A 17,376-nucleotide genomic window follows, 5' to 3' on the forward strand; every position below is an offset into this window, starting at 1 on the left:
TGTCTCGGTCTCTTTGTAAACCAGAAAACCGATGACGACTGTAATGATGATTGAAATGATCATGAGAAAAGTCATTGAGTATCCCTCCAGGTCACAAGTCCTTCATTAATAATTTTACAACTTCAGATGAATGAATACAAGCTTTAGACAAAAATTCTTCATAAGCCATATCCGCACTGTCATCCGCCCTATCTGAAATCGAACGGATGATGACGAACGGTGTCGAGAATTGATAGCAAGCCTGTGCGATGGCCGCCGATTCCATATCCACCGCATAGGCCTTTTTGAAGTTTTGTAGAATGGTGCCCTTCTGGGCGGCATTGCTGATGAATGAGTCGCCGCTGACCACTTGGCCGCTATGGCCAGTTATATCCTGATTTTTAGAAATCGCAGTCATTGCCAACTTTACGAGCCCCTTGTCAGCATAGTACATTTTCGGCATGCCCGGCACTTGCCCCAGCTCATAGCCGAATTCGACGGCATCGACATCGTGATGCAGCACATCAGTGCTGACAACCATGTCCGTCACATCAAGGGTGTCCGATAAGGCCCCGGCCACACCTGTGTTGATGATGAGGCTTGGGTTATATCGTTCAATGAAGAGTGCGGTAATCATGCTTGCATTCACCTTTCCGATGCCGCTCTCGATGACAATCGCATCTCTTCCGAAGAGTTCGCCGATGTACGCGGTGGTATGGGCCAGTTCCTCCAATGAGCTGATATCCATCCACTCCAGCAGAATGTCAACTTCCGGCTTCATCGCACCGATGATACCGATGGGGCCCTTAGTCAATGGAAACAATCTCCACTTTCATTTCGTTGCCGTTCGGGAGCGGTACATTAACTGAATCCTTCAATTTGGCACCCATCAGGGACTGGGCTATCGGCGATTCATTCGATATTTTACCTTCAAACGGATCGGCTTCAGCACTGCCGACAATCTGATAGGACTCTTTGTCCCCGTCAGGCAGTTCTTTGAATGTGACGGTCTTGCCGATCTGGACCACATTATTGTTGTTGCTGTCTTCAATGATTTTAGCGTGGCGCAGCATATCTTCGATTTTGGTGATTTCCTGTTCGACGAACCCTTGCTCATCTTTAGCTGCATCGTATTCAGAGTTCTCTGAGAGGTCGCCGAAACTTCTTGCGACTTTTATCTTCTCAACCACTTCAGGGCGTTTTACGACTTTCAGATGTTCGAGTTCCTCCTGCAATTGTTCATATCCGCTTTTCGTCATTGGAAATTCTTTATTCATATCCATAATGGTTATAAGCCTCCAGTAATTATAAGTCTAGTTATTTTTTGATTCGTTAAGCAATGTGCGTATCTTGGTTGTGATGAGATCAATCGCCACATCATTCTTACCGCCTTCAGGGATGATGACATCACTGAAACGTTTAGTGGGTTCGATGAATTGCAGATGCATCGGCCTGACTACATTCAAGTATTGGCTGATCACTGAATCCATCGTGCGGCCCCGCTCTTCGATGTCCCGCTGCAGCCTTCTCAATATACGGATGTCGGAATCTGTATCCACATAGAGTTTGACGTCCATCAGATCCCGCAGTGCGTCATTCTCAAGAGCGAAGATGCCTTCGATGATGATGACATCTTTCGGCTCGACCAGAATGGTCTCATCGCTCCGCGTATGGATTTCATAGTTGTATGTCGGAATCTCTACAGGCTTGCGCTCGATGAGCTGGCCAATGTGGGAAATGAGAAGGTCATTGTCGAATGCAAATGGATGATCATAATTGGTCTTCAGCCGTTCCTCGAATGTTTTATCGCTCTGGTCCTTATAATAATAGTCCTGCTCGATCAATATGACGCTATGACCGTCCAGGGCATGCATTATCTTGCGTGTTACTGATGTCTTGCCGGAGCCTGAACCCCCGGCTATGCCAATGACTGTTGGTTTTCTCATTCGCCTTGCTCCTCTTTATCTTTTGTAATTATGAGTAGGCCATCGCCGACCGGCAGAAAGGCTGAAGACATCTTCGATTCTTTTATCATCCGATTGAACCCGTCCACCTTCTCCTTCATTCTCCGGGTGCCGCGGGCAGTGATTTCTTCCTTTGTGACCAATCCTCTAAGCAGTATATTATCGATGATGATCAGTCCACCCGGTCTGACATGAGCAGAGAACTTATCGAAGAAATTCCGGTTGTTCCCTTTTGATGCATCGATGAAGAGAAGATCGAACTTCTGTTCACCAATTTCCTCGGGGGCCACTTCCTTGGCATCTGCCAAAAGGCTCCTCACCCTATCTGACACACCTTGCATTTCGAAAAATCGTTTGGCATGTGCGTGGGAATCCTGGTCTTTCTCGATAGTGACGACAGTAATATCCTGGCTTACCGATAGCATGTGCATTGCACTGTAGCCGATGGCAGTACCTATCTCAAGGATTCTTTTCGCGCCTGAGAGGTGGATGTAGTGCTTCATGACTGATAGAGCATCCTGATCCATGATGGGCACACGGTTTTCCTGGGCATACGCAAGCATTTCAGGAAACAATTCTTCTTCAGTGTTCATTTCTTTAATATATTCATAAATATCCATATAAGCCACCATATATACAAAAAATACAACTGATAACAAAAGTTATCAGTTGCTTTGTTCGTCAGAATCATATTAGCACAGATTATTCCAGTTGAAAAGACGATTTTACATGCTAATTGTTATTAATATATTTTTCCCTGTTTTCAGTATGTTCTTCAAATGTTTCAGCAAAATGGTTATTGCCTTCGCTGTCTGCAAGGAAATAGTAATAGTTCGTATTGGAAGGGTTCATTGTGCTCTGTACAGACTCCATGCCTGGAGATGCGATTGGACCAGGTGGAAGGCCTGTAATATTGTACGTGTTGTAAGGATCCTCCACTTCAAGGTCTTCAAATAATGTGCGTTCCTTATGCTCACCAAGGGCATACAACACGGTCGGGTCGGTCTGAAGCGGCATCGCCGGATTCTCGGACATGCGGTTTAGGAACACGCTTGCGATTTTGGAGCGGTCCGCCAGCGATGTCGCTTCTTCTTCGACCAGGGAAGACAATGTGAGGAACTCATGGAATGAGAGCTCCTTTGTCTCCCCTTCAAAAGTCATTGTATATCCTTCACTCGACTTGAATATGCTGTATGAATTATTCTTCGTGGCATCAAGCATCTGTTCAACAATGTCCTTCACCTTTGGTTCTTCCTCAGTGATGTCATATGTTGCAGGGAAGAGGTAGCCTTCAAGCGGGAACTTGACCTCTTCATCGAGTATCGCATCAGACAGCATATCAGGGTATTCCTCAATCAACGATTTGATGTAGGATTCATCATTCATCAGATCCATGAACTCTTTTTTCTTGATGGGCAGCTGCTCTGCCATCTGATCGGCAATCTCATCTATCGAATAGCCTTCAGGCACCGTCAGTCTATGTTGCACTTCCTGATAGATGCGTCCTGTCTCCAACGTCTTTGCAATCTTTTCGAAGTCCATTGAAGGAGAAAGTTCATAGTTGCCGGCCTGGTAATTGGTGATGCTGTTTAGTTTGAGATAGTATTCAAACATCATGCCACTTTTGATGATTCCTTCCTCTTCCAGTACTTCACCTATCTCGTCGGCTGTTGACCCTTGTTCTATCTTTACTTCTTTAACTTCTGTGGAATCGCTGTCCAGAGGCTCAATCCCCGATTTGACATATACATATACGGAGAAGGCCGCGATTACAAACAGTATCGCCAACGTGGCGATGACGAACAAGGACAGGTATGACGATACATTCTTTGAAAATTTGATATCTTCGTATTTGCTCATGTATAACTCCTATCTCAAAAATAGCTTCCAATAAAATTGGAAGCCATCCGTAATACCAGAAAAAATCTACTCTTCCGGTTCGTCCATACGAGTATTGACGATCTCTTCGATCATATCCCATTCTTCATCCGTCTCGACGGGCATGAACTTACCGCCTTCGCCATCTTCATCGGGTACATTGATCATCGGAATAAGTTCTATCTCTTCATCTTCATTGGAGAAATTTCCTTCCTCTGCAAGAATGACGTATTCCTTATCGAACCCTGGATGATGGAATTCGAGCATTTTGCGGTAAAGTACTTCATTCCCCTGTTCGTCGTATAGCGTCATCATTTCTTCTTCCATGTTGAATTCCATTTCTTCCTGACTCATAGTTCAATCTCCTTTAACTGGGTTATCGAGGTAGCCCTGCAGTATGAATACTGCAGCCATCTTATCGATAACTGCCTTCCTTTTTTTTCGGGAGAGGTCCGCTTCAAGTAGCGAACGCTCTGCTCCGATTGTACTCAATCGTTCATCCCATAGTGTTATTTTAACATCTGGCAACGCGTTTTCAAGCAATTTGGCAAAGTGGATTGAACGCTCTCCACTCTCTCCGATTGAATTATTCATGTTCTTTGGCAATCCTACGATTATCCTTTCGACATCATTATCCATCGCCAGCCTGACGATTTCCTCAATGCCGTATATCCCTTCATCGTAGTCGATCTTGAGCGTCGTTACGCCCTGCGCTGTCCACCCGAGTGCATCACTCAGCGCCACGCCGACTGTCTTGGTCCCGACATCAAGCCCGAGTATCCTATTCATGTATTTCCTTTTCGATGTAGCTCCTGACAAGGACTTCCATTATTTCATCACGGTCGATATGCCGAATTCTATTGCGCGCCTCATTGTGCCGGGGATATAGGCCGGGTCACCGCTTTGGAGGTATCCGACGATCTGGTTGATTGGGTTATACCCACGCTCCTCCAGTGTCCTGTACACGACGGTCATGATATCTTTGACATTTTCAGCCTTCATGTCGTCCACACTGAATTTCATTGTTTCATCAAACTGGTTCAATTACAGCACTCCCATCGTTGCTTCCCTTTTCAATCAGTATAGCATTGATTGTTTTTATAAAGTACTTTTAATATAGTCTTCAACAAATTGTAATGCACTTGTTATATTCTCTGGAGCGGTGCCGCCACCTTGTGCCATATCTGGGCGTCCGCCCCCCTTACCTTCGACTGTTGAAGCCATGCCTTTCATGATGTCGCCGGCTTTTAGGCGGTCGGTCAATGATTTAGGCACAGTCACGACAAGGGATACCTTGTCGCCATTCACCGAACCAAGCGCAATTACGGTATCTTGGGCCCGTGACTTTAGACGGTCCATCGTTTCTCTCAGTTCCTTGGCACCTTCTGCCTGGACTTCCATGGATAGCACCGGCACACCATTGATTTCCTTGGTTTCGTGGGTGGCTTCTGCGAGCTTTTCATCTTGGCGAGATGCCTTCATTTCCTTGATCTCATTGTGCATCGACTGATTTTCAGCAAGCAGCGCTGAGACCTTCTTATTGACCTGGCCTTCTTTGACCTTCAGATCTTTGGCGATCTCTTTCACAACTGCTTCCTTCTCTTTATAGTACTCAACTGCGTATTTGCTGGTGACGGCTTCTATACGTCTGATGCCTGCCCCGATGCCTGTTTCAGATATTATCTTGAAAGTACCGATTTCACCGGTGTTTCTGACATGGATGCCGCCGCATAGCTCTATCGAGTACTGGTTGATGTCCACTACGCGGACGACGTCTCCATATTTCTCGCCGAACAGTGCCGTAGCACCCTTCTGTTTTGCTTCTTCTATCGGCATTTCCTCAATCTCTACCGCCATATTGCGGTAGATGTTGGTGTTTACTATATTTTCTATCTGCTCGGTTTCTTCTTCACTCAACCCTTCAAGGTGGGAGAAGTCAAAACGCAGCCGTTCTTTTTCTACAAGCGAACCTGCCTGGTTGACATGATCGCCAAGCACATCTTTTAATGCCTGATGCAGGAGGTGCGTTGCAGTATGGTTTTTGATGATGAAGTTGCGGCTCTCTGCATCCACTTCCAGGTCATATGTGGCACCTTTGGAAAGCGTACCTTCCGAGATGTGTGCCACATGCACATTCTGGCCGTTCGGCGCCTTGTAGACTGAGTTGACTGTAAGTTTTGTTCCGTCTGCCCGGATCTCCCCTTTGTCTGCCACCTGTCCGCCGCTTGTCGCATAGAACGGTGTGCGGTCAAAGATGAGTTCCACGTCCTGGCCCGCTTCTGCAGCGTCCACCTCATTATCCGCATGGATGATATGAAGCAGCACCGCTTCTTCGCTTTTGGAAGTATAGCCGGTGAATGTGCTCGGCGCGGTAAGACGTGCCAGCGTTTCAGACTGGACCTGCATCGAATCACCCGATTTCCGGGCATTCCTTGCCCGTTCACGCTGCTGTTTCATCTCTTCGATAAAACCTGCTTCATCAACCGTCATGCCGTCATTCTCTGCATATTCCTTGGTCAGTTCATATGGGAATCCGTAAGTGTCGTAGAGTCTGAAGGCATCTTCACCACTGATGACATTATCATCCTGCTGCGCTTTCTTCTTGACCTGTTCGTAGATTTGGATGCCTTCATCAAGCGTCGCAAGGAAACGCTCTTCTTCTTTTTGATGACTTCCTTGATGAATGCTTTGCGTTCGCCCACGTTCGGATAGAAACCTTCCATGATTTCAGATACAGGTTCCACCAGGTCAAACATGAAGGCCCGGTTGATGCCGAGCTCTTTGCTGAAGCGGACTGCGCGTCTGATCAGACGTCTTAATACATAACCGCGTCCTTCGTTTGAAGGGAGAGCGCCATCCGCAACCGCAAAGCTGACGGTGCGGATATGGTCGCTTATCACCTTGTACGCAACATCGGCTTCGGCATCTGCGCCGTAACGGTGGCCACTGATCCGGCTGATCTCAGCAAGGATCGGGGTGAAGAGGTCGGTATCGAAATTGGTCGGTACTTCCTGTATGATGCTGGCCATCCTTTCAAGCCCCATGCCCGTATCAATATTCTTTTTAGGCAGTGGTGTATAGGAACCATCTTTGTTGTGGTTGAATTCACTGAATACGAGATTCCAGATTTCCAGATAGCGTTCATTCTCGCCGCCCGGGTACATTTCATCCGCCGGAGCACCCGGCTCAAAATCCGGACCGCGGTCGTAGAAGATTTCACTGTTCGGGCCGCACGGACCTTCCCGATATCCCAGAAGTTACCTTCTATGCGGATGATGCGGTCGGCGTCAAGGCCGATTATCTCCCGCCATATCCTGTAGGCATCTTCATCTTCCGGGTGGACGGTGACATAGAGGAGTGATGGGTCGAAACCGATCCATTCGCTGTTCGTCAGGAAGTCCCATGCGTAACGGATTGCATCTTCCTTGAAGTAATCCCCTATCGAAAAATTGCCGAGCATTTCGAAGAATGTATGGTGACGGGCTGTAAAGCCGACGTTCTCAATATCGTTTGTCCTGATCGCCTTTTGGGCGTTGACGATTTTAGGGTTTTCCGGAATGGTACGGCCGTCAAAGTACTTCTTTAGAGTCGCCACTCCCGAGTTGATCCACAGCAGAGAATCGTCATCTATCGGTACAAGCGGTGCACTCGGCTCCACCATATGGTTGTGTGCCCTGAAGTATTCGAGGAACATATCCCTGATTTCGTTGCCGGTCAGTCTTTTCATTACAGTCACTCCTTAGTTTTTTAAAATAAAAAAAGATCCCCCAAAATATGGGACGATCTGAACCGCGGTACCACCCAAGTTATGACACTGTCATCACTTTGTATATATATAAAGTGGGTGGAGATTAGCACGTGAAAGGATGCGTCATTGCTCTCAGCTGCCGCAATGTCTCTGTCCATCACAATCCAGTCACTCGGGATCTCCACTTGTTTTAACCTTGATTTGATTATAGGAATATTCACCGGATCTGTCAATTGAAATCGTAGGGCGTGACGCCTTCCATATTTATCATGGCAGGGATCTGGAACATTTTCGATTCGGTCAGGACTTCAGGCATCTCGTCTGCCGGCTCATCCTCCTTGCCAAAGAGCAGACGGATCATCTCGGCCAGCGAAGTGCGTCTGTGGACGCCCTCTTCTCCAGGGAATCATAGAATGCTTCTTGATCTCCACATAATATGAGGGATTCTTTGGCACGCGTGATGCCTGTATAGACGATGTTCTTCATCAACATATGGCGGTAGCTTTTGACGACCGGCATGATGACGATCGGGTATTCGCTCCCCTGTGCTTTATGGATGCTCGTACAGTAGGCGTGCGACAATTCCGTCAGTTCTTTGCGTTCGTACGCGATATGGATGCCGTCATAATCAACCAGAATCGTATCCTTTTCTGCCTCATCCTCATCCTTGAACAGTATGGAGTCGATCACTCCAGAGTCACCGTTAAAGACATTGTCTTCAGCCCGGTTGACGAGCTGTATGACTTTGTCACCCTTCCTGAATATGACATCGCCAAAGGCAATTTCATTTTTATCTTCAGCTTCAGGATTGAGGATGGTCTGGAGGATGCGGTTGAGCTTCAGTATTCCGGCGTCCCCTCTATAGATGGGGGCCAACACTTGAATATCACGCATATCATATCCTTTGTCGACCGCTTTTTTCACCACATTATCCACGATGTCCGGGATATGGTTCATTTTAGCGGGGATGAAAAGGCGGTCTTTGAACTTTTCGGTGATGTCCATTTTCCTGCCTTCTTTTATCTCGTGTGCCAAGCGGATGATCGAAGATCCTTCCCCTTGACGGTATATGGTATCGAGCTCGGTCGTCGGAATGACGCCAGACTCGATCAAATCTTTGAACACGGTCCCGGGCCCGACGGATGGCAATTGATCGCGGTCCCCGACGAACACCAGCCGCGTGAAAGGTTTGACGTTGCGCATCAGCTGAAAGAACAGCCATGTATCGACCATCGACATCTCATCTATGATGATGAGGTCTGCATCGATTTCCGCATCGATCACTTCATCCTTACCGGTATCCATGCCCCACCCTATCATACGGTGGATGGTGGACGCCTTGATGCCTGCAGTTTCACTGAGGCGCTTGGATGCCCGGCCAGTGGGGGCGACGAGCCTGATCGGGTATTCGTCACCCTCATACTCGTCAGCGGGCTTCAAGTCGTTCAATTCATGGTAGGCGTTGATGATGCCTTTGACGATTGTGGTCTTCCCTGTGCCGGGACCGCCTGTAATGATGGAGATCTTTTCAGTCAACGCTTTGATCATGGCGGATTTCTGCCTATTATTATAGTGGATATCGAAGCGTTCACCGACATCTGCGATGATTTCGCCTGCCTTCTCTTCACCCGCTGATACTTCCGAGCGGTCATTCATCATGCGGAAGATCTGCTCGGCCGATTTATATTCGGAATAAAAGAGGGAAGGGACATAGATGCGGCGCTCATACTGGACGAGCCGGTCGTTGTCTGACAGCTGATCGATCGATCGGCTGATGGCCTCGTCCGAAAAGTACTGCTCGGCGTCATGGTTCAGCAATTCCCGCGTCATTCCGACAAGAGTATCCCGGGTCGCATAAGTATGGCCATCCGACATGATGACACTCTCCACCAGATACATGATGCCGGCTTCAAGACGGCTGACATCATCTTTACCGATGCCAGCATTCATCGCTATACGGTCCGCCGTATGAAAGCCGATGCCATCGATGTCCATAACCAGCCGGTAGGGCTCCTTCTCAATCACCTGGAGGGCCTGGTCCTGATAGGTCTTCAATATTTTGGCGCTCATCCTGGCACCGAAACCAAGATCGGTCAGTTTGATGACCAGACGCTAAGTCTGGCTGTTCTCCAATATGCGGTAGTGGATCATATCGCGCTTCTTTTTGGACAAGCCCGCCACATCATCCAGTACACTCCGGTCATCTGCAATTTTTTTCAATGCATCGACGCCAAGAGTTTCAATGATCTTTTTGGCTGTCTTTTCCCCTATTCCCGGAAACGTATCCCCTGAGAGGTATTGGATCAGCCCGCGCATCGTCGTCGGCTGCTCTTTCCTGAACGTGTCCGCACTGAATTGTTCCCCGAAACGTGCATGACGGGTCACTTTGCCTGAAAATCTGTATGTGTCCCCTTCTGCGACCGCGTGGAAGTAGCCCGTGACGATCGCTTCGTCACTGAAGTTCGTATTCGTTTCATTGACGAGTACCTTGAGCACAGTAAAACGCGTCTGTTCACTGACGAATATGACGCGCTCCACTTCCCCTGTTATGAATGTGTCATCGTAGATTGTAGATTGATCCAAATGGAATCACCTTCCTCGTTCCGGTCCTCTCAATCGTTGAGTCGTGCAAGTGCATGATGGGCAAGATGATGGTCCTCTTGGATCTCTATTGCGCGTTGGAAATGGCCTATCGCCTGCGCTTCATCATCTTTCATGAGCTTCACCAGTCCAAGGTTATATTCGGCATCCGCGTTCTCTTCCATGGACAATACTTTCTTCAACAAGGTCTCCCCGGCCCGTACAGTCCGACTTGACAGCAGAGGAGCCCATATTGGAACGCGATATCCGTATCCTCGGGCTTTACTTCATGTGCTTTCTCAAAAAATTGAATGGCCTGTTCAGGTTCGTTCAGATGGACATGGCTCATGGCCAGCATGAAATTCAGGTCGCCATCGTCTGGGTTCCGGGTGTAGGCCAGCAGGTAGAGCCTCACCGCCTCCTTGAACCGTTCATTATCGAAGTAGACGTTCGCAAGTGCATAGTATGCGCTCGTACTCGCCTCATTCAAGGTGATCGCCTTCTGCAAAAACCGCTCCGCTTCTTCATCCTGGCCGGCCCGATGCAACAGGTTGCCGGCGTTGATGTAATGCGCTTCTTCCTCAGGTGATGCCTCTATCTCCTTGAATATCTCCTCAAGTGCCTCTTCAGTTCTACCCTCTTTGATCAACTGTTCATATCTGATGGTCATTATGCAAGATACTCCAATTCTTTTGATTCTTTGAATATGCGGTCTATCGTCGCCCCACCGAGACATACATCACCATCATAGAAGACGACTGCCTGACCAGGTGTAACGGCGCGCGCCGGTTCATGGAATTCTACAAGCAGCCTATCATCCATCTGCTTGACGGTGACCGGTACATCTTCTTGGCGGTATCTGAATTTGGCGGTGCATTCAAACGTTTCCGGTACTGGATTGATGAAGTTGATGTCTGAAGCCTCCAGGCTGGAAGAAGACAATGCTTCATTGTCGTAGCCGGACACTACATACAATTCATTCGTTTCAAGGTTTTTCCCTGCCACGAAGTACGGTCCTCCGTCTCCGCCGATGCCGAGGCCTTGACGCTGTCCGATCGTGTAGTACATGAGGCCGTCATGACGGCCTTTATCTTCCCCGGTATCCATATTGATCATGCGTCCCGGATTGGCAGGCAGATAACTGCTCAGGAATGTCTTGAAGTCCCTTTCGCCGATGAAGCATATGCCGGTCGAATCTTTCTTGTCTTTTGTGGCCAGGTCATATTCGCGGGCCAGCCTGCGCACTTCCTTCTTGTCCAAGTGGCCAAGTGGGAACATCACTTTGGATAATTGCTCCTGGGAGAGTTGGTTGAGGAAATACGTCTGATCCTTATTGTTATCGATGCCCCTCAGCATCTTTGTACCTTCCTCGTCATGCACGACTTGTGCATAATGTCCAGTCGCAACGTAATCTGCCCCAAGTTTCATGGCGTGATCAAGGAACGCCTTGAATTTTATCTCCTTGTTGCACATCACATCAGGGTTCGGAGTACGCCCTTTCCTGTACTCCTCGAGGAAATATTCGAATACCCTGTCGTAATATTCCTTCTCGAAGTTCACAGAGTAGTACGGTATGCCGATCTCCTCGGCTACCAGGCGCACATCTTCATAGTCTTCTGTAGCGGTGCATACGCCATCTTCATCGGTATCGTCCCAATTCTTCATGAAGATGCCTATTGTATTATAGCCCTGATCTTTCAGGAGCTTAGCTGTCACTGAGCTGTCTACGCCGCCACTCATGCCGACGACGACAGTTATATCTGAATTATTCATGTTATCCTTCCTTTCCGGGTATGCCTAACGCATAAGTCTTCCGTATATATCTTCAAGTGCCGTGACGATGGCTTCCACTTCCTCATCTGTCATCATGTAGGAGAAGCTGAACCGTATGGATTGGCGGTTGCGGTCCGATTCGCCATACATCGAAGTGAGGACATGGGAAGGGTTCAATGTGCCGGCCTGGCACGCGGAGCCGGCTGAAGCATGGATGCCGGCCATGTCCAATGCCGTCAGCATGAATTCTGCTTCGGCAAAAGGGAAATGGATGTTGATGATGTGGCTTGCCGACTTATTGACGTCCCCGTTCACTTCAAATGGAATATCGGATTGTGTCAGCAAGTTGAGGAACTGCTCTTTGATCTGCATCTCCCGTATGCTTCTGCGCGTCATTTCATCGGATGCCTGCTGCATCGCGAGCGACAGGCCTTCGATCCAAATGGTGTTTTCAGTGCCGCCGCGAAGATCCTTCTCCTGGCCGCCGCCTGTGATGAGCGGGATGAGTTTCACATCTTTACGCTTATAGAGCAGGCCGACACCTTCGGCCCGTACATCTTATGGGCACTCAATGTCAGCAGATCCGCTCCGAGCTCTTTGACGTCTACCGTCATATGCCCATAGGCCTGGACCGCATCTATATGGAGCAAAGCCTTATGCTCCGACAACGCTTCTTGTATTTCATAAATCGGCTGCATCACACCGGTTTCATTATTGACCAGCATGACCGATACAAGCACCGTTTCATCCCGCAGGCTATTTTTGAGTGCATCGACGTCTATCGCGCCATCCGCGTTAGCTTGGAGATAGGTGACGTCCGCATCCAGACTTCTCAATGTGTTCAGAACGGAGGCATGTTCTATCTCGGTCGTGATGATATGGGGGCGCTCATATTGGTTCGCCACCCCTCTGATTGCCATATTGTTGCCTTCGGTGGCACCACTGGTGAAAAAGATTTCTGACGAAGAGGCGTTTAAAAGTTGTGCAATCCCCCTGCGCGCCTTCTCGATTTTGGCCCGGGCCTCTTTACCTGCCCGGTGAATGCTTGAAGGATTGCCGAAACCGTCATCTTCCAAGAGTGCTTGGCGGACCGCTCCATCCATAGGGGTGGTCGCCGCATAGTCTGCATATACTTCCATTAGAATCACCCATCTCCAAAAATAGCTTTATTATACATTATAAGATTTTAACATGGAACGGTAGATTTTTATACTTTTGAAGCCCATTGTTAGACAAAATAAATCCAATGGATGATAATTGTCCATTATAAGGAGGATTCTATCTATGTCAAAACAACTGACCCCATCCATTCTTAACCTTGTGCCTGTACGTGAGGGCGGAGATGCCAAAGAGGCATTCAAGGATATGGTCGACCTCGCTGAACATGTCGATGGTTCAGATTATAAAAGATACTGGGTGGCTGAACACCATAACACCACTTCAATCGCGTCTTCTGCGACGCGCCAACTGATTCATCACATCCTGCACCATACAGAACATATCCGTGTCGGGAGCGGGGGCGTCATGCTGCCGAACCACTCCCCTCTAATCGTTGCCGAAGAGTTCGGCACCATGCACGCCATATTCGGAGACCGTCTGGACATCGGCCTCGGCCGTGCCCCTGGCACTGATATGCGTACCGCATCCGCCATCCGCCGCAACAACCATGATGGCGTCTATACATTCGGCTCGGAAGTGGAGGATATCCGCAAATACCTTTCGGATGAAAAGACCCAGGTTGTAGCCTTCCCAGGCAACGGCACAGAAATCCCGCTCTATATACTCGGCTCTTCCACCGACTCTGCACACCTTGCAGCCCGTCTGGGATTGCCATACGCTTTTGCGGCGCACTTCGCTCCAGACCATATGGAAGCAGCCTTCAAGATCTATGAACAGGAATTCGAGCCTTCCGACCAGTTGGCGGAACCATATAAGATTGCCTGCCTGAATGTTATCATGGCAGATACTGATGAAGAGGCGAAGCACCTCTCCACGACGATGGCCCAATTCGTCCTGAATGTCATCAGGGGCGGCGGCAAAAAACTGCAGCCGCCTGTTTCAGACATGGAATCAATCTGGACGCCGCCTGAAAGGCAGATCGTCGAAAGCCGCTTTCCTGTAGCGATCATGGGCAGTGAAGCCACTGCGCTTGAGAGACTGAGATTGTTCCAGAATAAATTCAGTGCAGATGAAATCATGGCTGTGAGCTACATCTATGATAAAGATGCCCAGAAGTATTCCTATGACCTGTTCGAAAAGATCGTCAGAAAATATAATGGCAGATAAAAATTCCCGGGATGTCTACATCCCGGGAATTTTTCTGCATATATCCACTTTTTCGTGATGGCAACCACGCACGGTGCCCAGCTGCTCAAATACCGCGGCGGCCTCACTGCTTTTGCATAGAGTCAGCAAAGTCGGCCCCGCTCCGCTGATAGTCGTGGCGATAGCGCCTGCCTGTTCAGCCGCTTGCCTCACCGCATCGTATTCGGCGATCAACTGCCGGCGGTAGGGTTCGTGGTAGTGATCCTGCGTCATCAGTTGGCGCATGGCCTTATAGTCATTGTTCATGATCGAGAGCAGGAGGACATTATTCAAGGCATTCTGACGCACGGCATCCTGCCTACTGTATGTTTCAGGCAAGGCCCGTCGGGCTTCTTTTGTATTCATCTCATAAGGGGGGACACTGATTACCGCCGATAGGCCTTCGATATCCATCACATGGTAGAACAGCTCTCCATCATAATACCCGACGAACAGTCCTCCTGTAACGGCAGGCCCGATATTATCCGGATGGCCTTCTATTTCGCTGCCAAGGAGCACTTTATCGTAAACCGTCAGATCCAGGCCGCAAAACCGATCCGCAAGCTCGATGCCGGCGACTATGGCTGAAGCGGAACTTCCGAGCCCATGGCTGAGTGGGATGTCACTGCCCATTCTGACCTCAAGACCAGGCAGTCGGCACCCATATTTCCGGGCGATATCCCGGGCTGTACTTATGACAAGGTTAGTCTCATCATCCGGCAGCACAGCAAGAAAATCATCCTCGAATATGATGTTGAATCCGGCGCCTTCCTTTGCTTCTATATGAAGATACTTTTCGAGTGCCAGACCGACGGAATCAAAACCCGGGCCAAGGTTGGCGCTCGTGGCCGGGACCTTAAACCGATGCATCATTTTTACCCAGGCCTTCAATGTAGTCGATGATCTGGCCCTCATCGTTCGGCAACAGCTTCGGCTTCTTTATGATCTGTTCCATAGCCGTCTCAGGATCCTTCAGCCCATTGCCGGTAAGGACTGTCACGACGGTGGCGCCCTTTTCAATCTTACCTTCTTCAAGCGCTCTGATCATGCCTGCTGTGCTGGCGTTGGACCCTGGTTCTGCAAAAATACCCTCGGCTGCCGCCAACATTTCATAGGCTTTAAGAATCTCCTCATCCGTCACCGACTCTATCAGACCACCTGATTCATCACGGGCTTCTACAGCCAGCGACCAGCTTGCCGGGTTGCCGATCCGGATTGCTGTTGCGACCGTCTCCGGCTGTTCAATCACCCGATCATTGACGATGGCTGCCGCCCCTTCTGCCTCAAATCCGTATATCTTCGGCAGACCAGAGTCATTTTTGGCATCATATTCCTTGAATCCTTTCCAGTACGCTGAAATGTTGCCCGCATTGCCGACTGGGATCGTCAGATAGTCCGGTGCCGCCCCTAAAACTTCAGCGATTTCAAAAGCTGCCGTCTTCTGACCTTCCAACCGATATGGATTAACTGAATTGACCAGCGTGATGCCGTCATTTTTTTCGGCGATTTTACGGACGACCTTCAATGCTTCATCAAAATTCCCCTGGATGGATATGATCTCTGCGCCATACATCATCGCCTGAGCCAACTTACCTAGGGCAATCTTGCCTTCCGGCACGACCACGATGGTCTTGAGCCCTGCCCGAGAAGCGTAGGCGGCTGCTGAAGCTGACGTGTTGCCGGTGGAAGCACAGATGACTGTATGGGCACCCGCTTCCTTCGCTTTGGCAACCGCCATGACCATTCCCCTGTCCTTGAAGGACCCAGTCGGATTGTGGCCTTCCACTTTCGCATAGAGATTGGCTTCAAACTTCTGGCTTAATGTATCGAGCCGGATAAGAGGCGTGCCCCCTTCATATAGGGTCAGGCGCGGTGTGTCATCGCCCACCGGCAGATATGTTTTATATTCTTCAATCAGACCGCTCCAATGCATCGGATCAATCCCCTTCCACTTTATAGGTTACATAAATGCTGTCATTATTCTCCACCAATGCCCGCAGCTTCTCCGGTTTGATCGCGGAGGTGATGACCACTGCCACTTCCTTGCGCTCGATGAGTTCATAATCTATCCCATGCTGCGACAACTGTTCTCTGGCGGATATTTCACCGACGGTGAACCGGATGTAGAATCTTTTGGGGCTGACATCTTCTGTGATGGCTGCCTCGTATGCCGGAACCAGATTCTGTTCCACGCGCTCCATGCGCCTAAGGCAACTGATCAGGTCGGATACTACAGCGGAGGCAGTTTCCCGACCGCCGGCACCCGGCCCGTAGAACATCGTTTCCCCTACCGCATTGCCCCTTATATATACTGCATTCTTCTCGTTGGATACTGAAGATAGCTGATGATCATCCGGCAGGAAGACAGGCGCCACTTCAATTGACAGCTGGTCATCATGGAATGCACTCCGGCCGATCAGCTTCATCGTCAATCCGGCATTGCTGCCTGCTTCTATGTCTTTCAGTTCTACTGAATCGATGCCTTGTGTCCCGACTTTCCCGATAGCCACCTTGCGATTGTAGGCCAGCCGGGATAACAGCACAATTTTCCTCTGGGCATCAAAGCCGGCCACGTCGTTTGTCGGATCAGCTTCTGCATACCCTTTCTCCTTGGAGGCATCAAGCGCTTTTTCATAATCCCAACCTTCACCAGTCATCCTGGTCAATATGTAGTTGGTGGTGCCGTTCAGTATCCCCATCACTTCCTGTATGCGGTTTGCGTTCAGACCTTGACTGATGCCGTTAATAATCGGTATGCCACCGGCTACACTGGCTTCATACATCAGCATGGCACCACTCCTGTTCGCCGCCTCAGCCAGTTCATCGATATGTTCTGCCAGCATATCTTTATTCGCGCTGATGACATGCACCCCTTTCTGGAGGAATCCGAGCAGAATATCCCGGGTGGATGCCATACCGCCCATCACTTCGACCACTACATCAATATCTGCGGCATGAATCTCATCGACGGCATCCGTTATGGTTACACCGCTAAGCTCGACTCCGCGTTCCTTATATCTATCCCGGACCAGGACATGGCTGATGGAGAAGCTGGTACCGATTTGCCTCTCAATCTCCGGACGGTTCATCCGAATGACTTCCATCACTCCGGAACCCACCGTCCCCATACCGAGTATTGCCACTTTCATG

General features: G+C 49.2%; 17 protein-coding genes and 3 pseudogenes. 1 reads left to right on the forward strand and 19 read right to left on the reverse strand.

Annotated elements, in window-relative coordinates; translation table 11 throughout:
• Positions 1-91: 91 nt before the first annotated feature.
• From ACYF68_RS08940 to ACYF68_RS09015, 16 genes and pseudogenes are all read right to left on the reverse strand, one after another.
• Complete coding sequence (locus ACYF68_RS08940) at positions 92-793, reverse strand: 5'-methylthioadenosine/adenosylhomocysteine nucleosidase (protein ID WP_380570267.1); 702 nt, start codon at positions 791-793, stop codon at positions 92-94.
• A complete protein-coding gene (greA, locus tag ACYF68_RS08945) occupies positions 786-1,262 on the reverse strand; it encodes a transcription elongation factor GreA (protein ID WP_344700954.1) in 477 nt (158 codons plus the stop codon). The genes ACYF68_RS08940 and greA overlap by 8 nt, the downstream gene beginning before the upstream one ends.
• A 30-nt stretch (positions 1,263-1,292) precedes the next feature.
• On the reverse strand, positions 1,293-1,925 hold the full coding sequence (gene udk / locus ACYF68_RS08950; RefSeq protein WP_380570266.1) for a uridine kinase: 633 nt from the start codon (positions 1,923-1,925) through the stop codon (positions 1,293-1,295).
• Positions 1,922-2,563 carry an O-methyltransferase gene (locus ACYF68_RS08955; protein ID WP_461046442.1) on the reverse strand — a complete coding sequence of 214 codons (642 nt, stop codon included), beginning with the start codon at positions 2,561-2,563 and terminating at the stop codon, positions 1,922-1,924. Before ACYF68_RS08955 ends, udk begins: the two co-directional genes overlap by 4 nt.
• Positions 2,564-2,675: 112 nt before the next feature.
• Positions 2,676-3,803, reverse strand: coding sequence for an endolytic transglycosylase MltG (gene mltG, locus ACYF68_RS08960; RefSeq protein ID WP_461046444.1), 1,128 nt, complete (start codon positions 3,801-3,803; stop codon positions 2,676-2,678).
• A gap of 66 nt (positions 3,804-3,869) precedes the next feature.
• Positions 3,870-4,175 carry a DUF1292 domain-containing protein gene (locus ACYF68_RS08965; RefSeq protein ID WP_380570263.1) on the reverse strand — a complete coding sequence of 102 codons (306 nt, stop codon included), beginning with the start codon at positions 4,173-4,175 and terminating at the stop codon, positions 3,870-3,872.
• A 3-nt stretch (positions 4,176-4,178) separates the two neighbouring features.
• Positions 4,179-4,610: a Holliday junction resolvase RuvX gene (gene ruvX / locus ACYF68_RS08970; RefSeq protein ID WP_380570262.1), complete on the reverse strand. Its 432-nt coding sequence runs from the start codon at positions 4,608-4,610 to the stop codon at positions 4,179-4,181.
• Positions 4,603-4,865 (reverse strand): annotated as a pseudogene (locus ACYF68_RS08975) (IreB family regulatory phosphoprotein). Before ACYF68_RS08975 ends, ruvX begins: the two are co-directional and overlap by 8 nt.
• Before the next feature lie 54 nt (positions 4,866-4,919).
• A pseudogene (gene alaS, locus ACYF68_RS08980) lies at positions 4,920-7,548 on the reverse strand (alanine--tRNA ligase).
• A gap of 250 nt (positions 7,549-7,798) precedes the next feature.
• A complete protein-coding gene (locus ACYF68_RS08985; protein ID WP_461046447.1) occupies positions 7,799-7,930 on the reverse strand; it encodes a hypothetical protein in 132 nt (43 codons plus the stop codon).
• Entirely contained in the window at positions 7,927-9,624 is a 1,698-nt protein-coding gene (gene recD2 / locus ACYF68_RS08990) for an SF1B family DNA helicase RecD2 (RefSeq protein ID WP_461046449.1), read from the reverse strand. The genes ACYF68_RS08985 and recD2 overlap by 4 nt, the downstream gene beginning before the upstream one ends.
• Before the next feature lie 57 nt (positions 9,625-9,681).
• Positions 9,682-10,152, reverse strand: coding sequence for a YrrC family ATP-dependent DNA helicase (locus tag ACYF68_RS08995; protein ID WP_461046450.1), 471 nt, complete (start codon positions 10,150-10,152; stop codon positions 9,682-9,684).
• 29 nt (positions 10,153-10,181) lie between these two features.
• Positions 10,182-10,352 carry a hypothetical protein gene (locus ACYF68_RS09000; protein WP_461046452.1) on the reverse strand — a complete coding sequence of 57 codons (171 nt, stop codon included), beginning with the start codon at positions 10,350-10,352 and terminating at the stop codon, positions 10,182-10,184.
• Positions 10,349-10,819, reverse strand: a complete 471-nt coding sequence (locus tag ACYF68_RS09005; RefSeq protein ID WP_461046454.1) for a tetratricopeptide repeat protein — start codon at positions 10,817-10,819, stop codon at positions 10,349-10,351. Before ACYF68_RS09005 ends, ACYF68_RS09000 begins: the two co-directional genes overlap by 4 nt.
• Positions 10,819-11,922, reverse strand: a complete 1,104-nt coding sequence (mnmA, locus tag ACYF68_RS09010) for a tRNA 2-thiouridine(34) synthase MnmA (RefSeq protein WP_461046456.1) — start codon at positions 11,920-11,922, stop codon at positions 10,819-10,821. The genes ACYF68_RS09005 and mnmA overlap by 1 nt, the downstream gene beginning before the upstream one ends.
• A gap of 24 nt (positions 11,923-11,946) precedes the next feature.
• Positions 11,947-13,061: pseudogene (locus ACYF68_RS09015) on the reverse strand (cysteine desulfurase family protein).
• 145 nt (positions 13,062-13,206) lie between these two features.
• Between ACYF68_RS09015 and ACYF68_RS09020 the strand changes: the two are divergent.
• Entirely contained in the window at positions 13,207-14,208 is a 1,002-nt protein-coding gene (locus ACYF68_RS09020; protein ID WP_461046458.1) for an LLM class flavin-dependent oxidoreductase, read from the forward strand.
• Between the two features lie 15 nt (positions 14,209-14,223).
• Here ACYF68_RS09020 and thrB read toward each other — a convergent pair whose 3' ends face one another.
• The 3 genes from thrB to ACYF68_RS09035 are packed head-to-tail and all read right to left on the reverse strand — an operon-like array spanning position 14,224 to position 17,375.
• A complete protein-coding gene (gene thrB, locus ACYF68_RS09025) occupies positions 14,224-15,099 on the reverse strand; it encodes a homoserine kinase (RefSeq protein ID WP_461046460.1) in 876 nt (291 codons plus the stop codon).
• The gene (gene thrC, locus ACYF68_RS09030; RefSeq protein WP_461046462.1) at positions 15,083-16,159 is read right to left on the reverse strand and encodes a threonine synthase; all 1,077 of its coding nucleotides are present in this window, start codon (positions 16,157-16,159) and stop codon (positions 15,083-15,085) included. The genes thrB and thrC overlap by 17 nt, the downstream gene beginning before the upstream one ends.
• 4 nt (positions 16,160-16,163) lie before the next feature.
• Positions 16,164-17,375 carry a homoserine dehydrogenase gene (locus ACYF68_RS09035; RefSeq protein ID WP_461046463.1) on the reverse strand — a complete coding sequence of 404 codons (1,212 nt, stop codon included), beginning with the start codon at positions 17,373-17,375 and terminating at the stop codon, positions 16,164-16,166.
• Position 17,376: the final 1 nt, after the last annotated feature.

It is taken from the genome of Salinicoccus sp. CNSTN-B1, assembly GCF_054792835.1.

Excerpts from the sequence above, each read along its gene's own strand:
- greA (WP_344700954.1), bottom strand. The coding sequence starts at position 1,262 with ATGGATATGAATAAAGAATTTCCAATGACGAAAAGCGGATATGAACAA.
- udk (WP_380570266.1), bottom strand. The coding sequence starts at position 1,925 with ATGAGAAAACCAACAGTCATTGGCATAGCCGGGGGTTCAGGCTCCGGC.
- ACYF68_RS08955 (WP_461046442.1), bottom strand. The coding sequence starts at position 2,563 with ATGGATATTTATGAATATATTAAAGAAATGAACACTGAAGAAGAATTG.
- mltG (WP_461046444.1), bottom strand. The coding sequence starts at position 3,803 with ATGAGCAAATACGAAGATATCAAATTTTCAAAGAATGTATCGTCATAC.
- ACYF68_RS08965 (WP_380570263.1), bottom strand. The coding sequence starts at position 4,175 with ATGAGTCAGGAAGAAATGGAATTCAACATGGAAGAAGAAATGATGACG.
- ruvX (WP_380570262.1), bottom strand. The coding sequence starts at position 4,610 with ATGAATAGGATACTCGGGCTTGATGTCGGGACCAAGACAGTCGGCGTG.
- ACYF68_RS08985 (WP_461046447.1), bottom strand. The coding sequence starts at position 7,930 with ATGATCCGTCTGCTCTTTGGCAAGGAGGATGAGCCGGCAGACGAGATG.
- ACYF68_RS09005 (WP_461046454.1), bottom strand. The coding sequence starts at position 10,819 with ATGACCATCAGATATGAACAGTTGATCAAAGAGGGTAGAACTGAAGAG.
- mnmA (WP_461046456.1), bottom strand. The coding sequence starts at position 11,922 with ATGAATAATTCAGATATAACTGTCGTCGTCGGCATGAGTGGCGGCGTA.
- ACYF68_RS09020 (WP_461046458.1), top strand. The coding sequence starts at position 13,207 with ATGTCAAAACAACTGACCCCATCCATTCTTAACCTTGTGCCTGTACGT.
- thrB (WP_461046460.1), bottom strand. The coding sequence starts at position 15,099 with ATGATGCATCGGTTTAAGGTCCCGGCCACGAGCGCCAACCTTGGCCCG.
- thrC (WP_461046462.1), bottom strand. The coding sequence starts at position 16,159 with ATGCATTGGAGCGGTCTGATTGAAGAATATAAAACATATCTGCCGGTG.
- ACYF68_RS09035 (WP_461046463.1), bottom strand. The coding sequence starts at position 17,375 with ATGAAAGTGGCAATACTCGGTATGGGGACGGTGGGTTCCGGAGTGATG.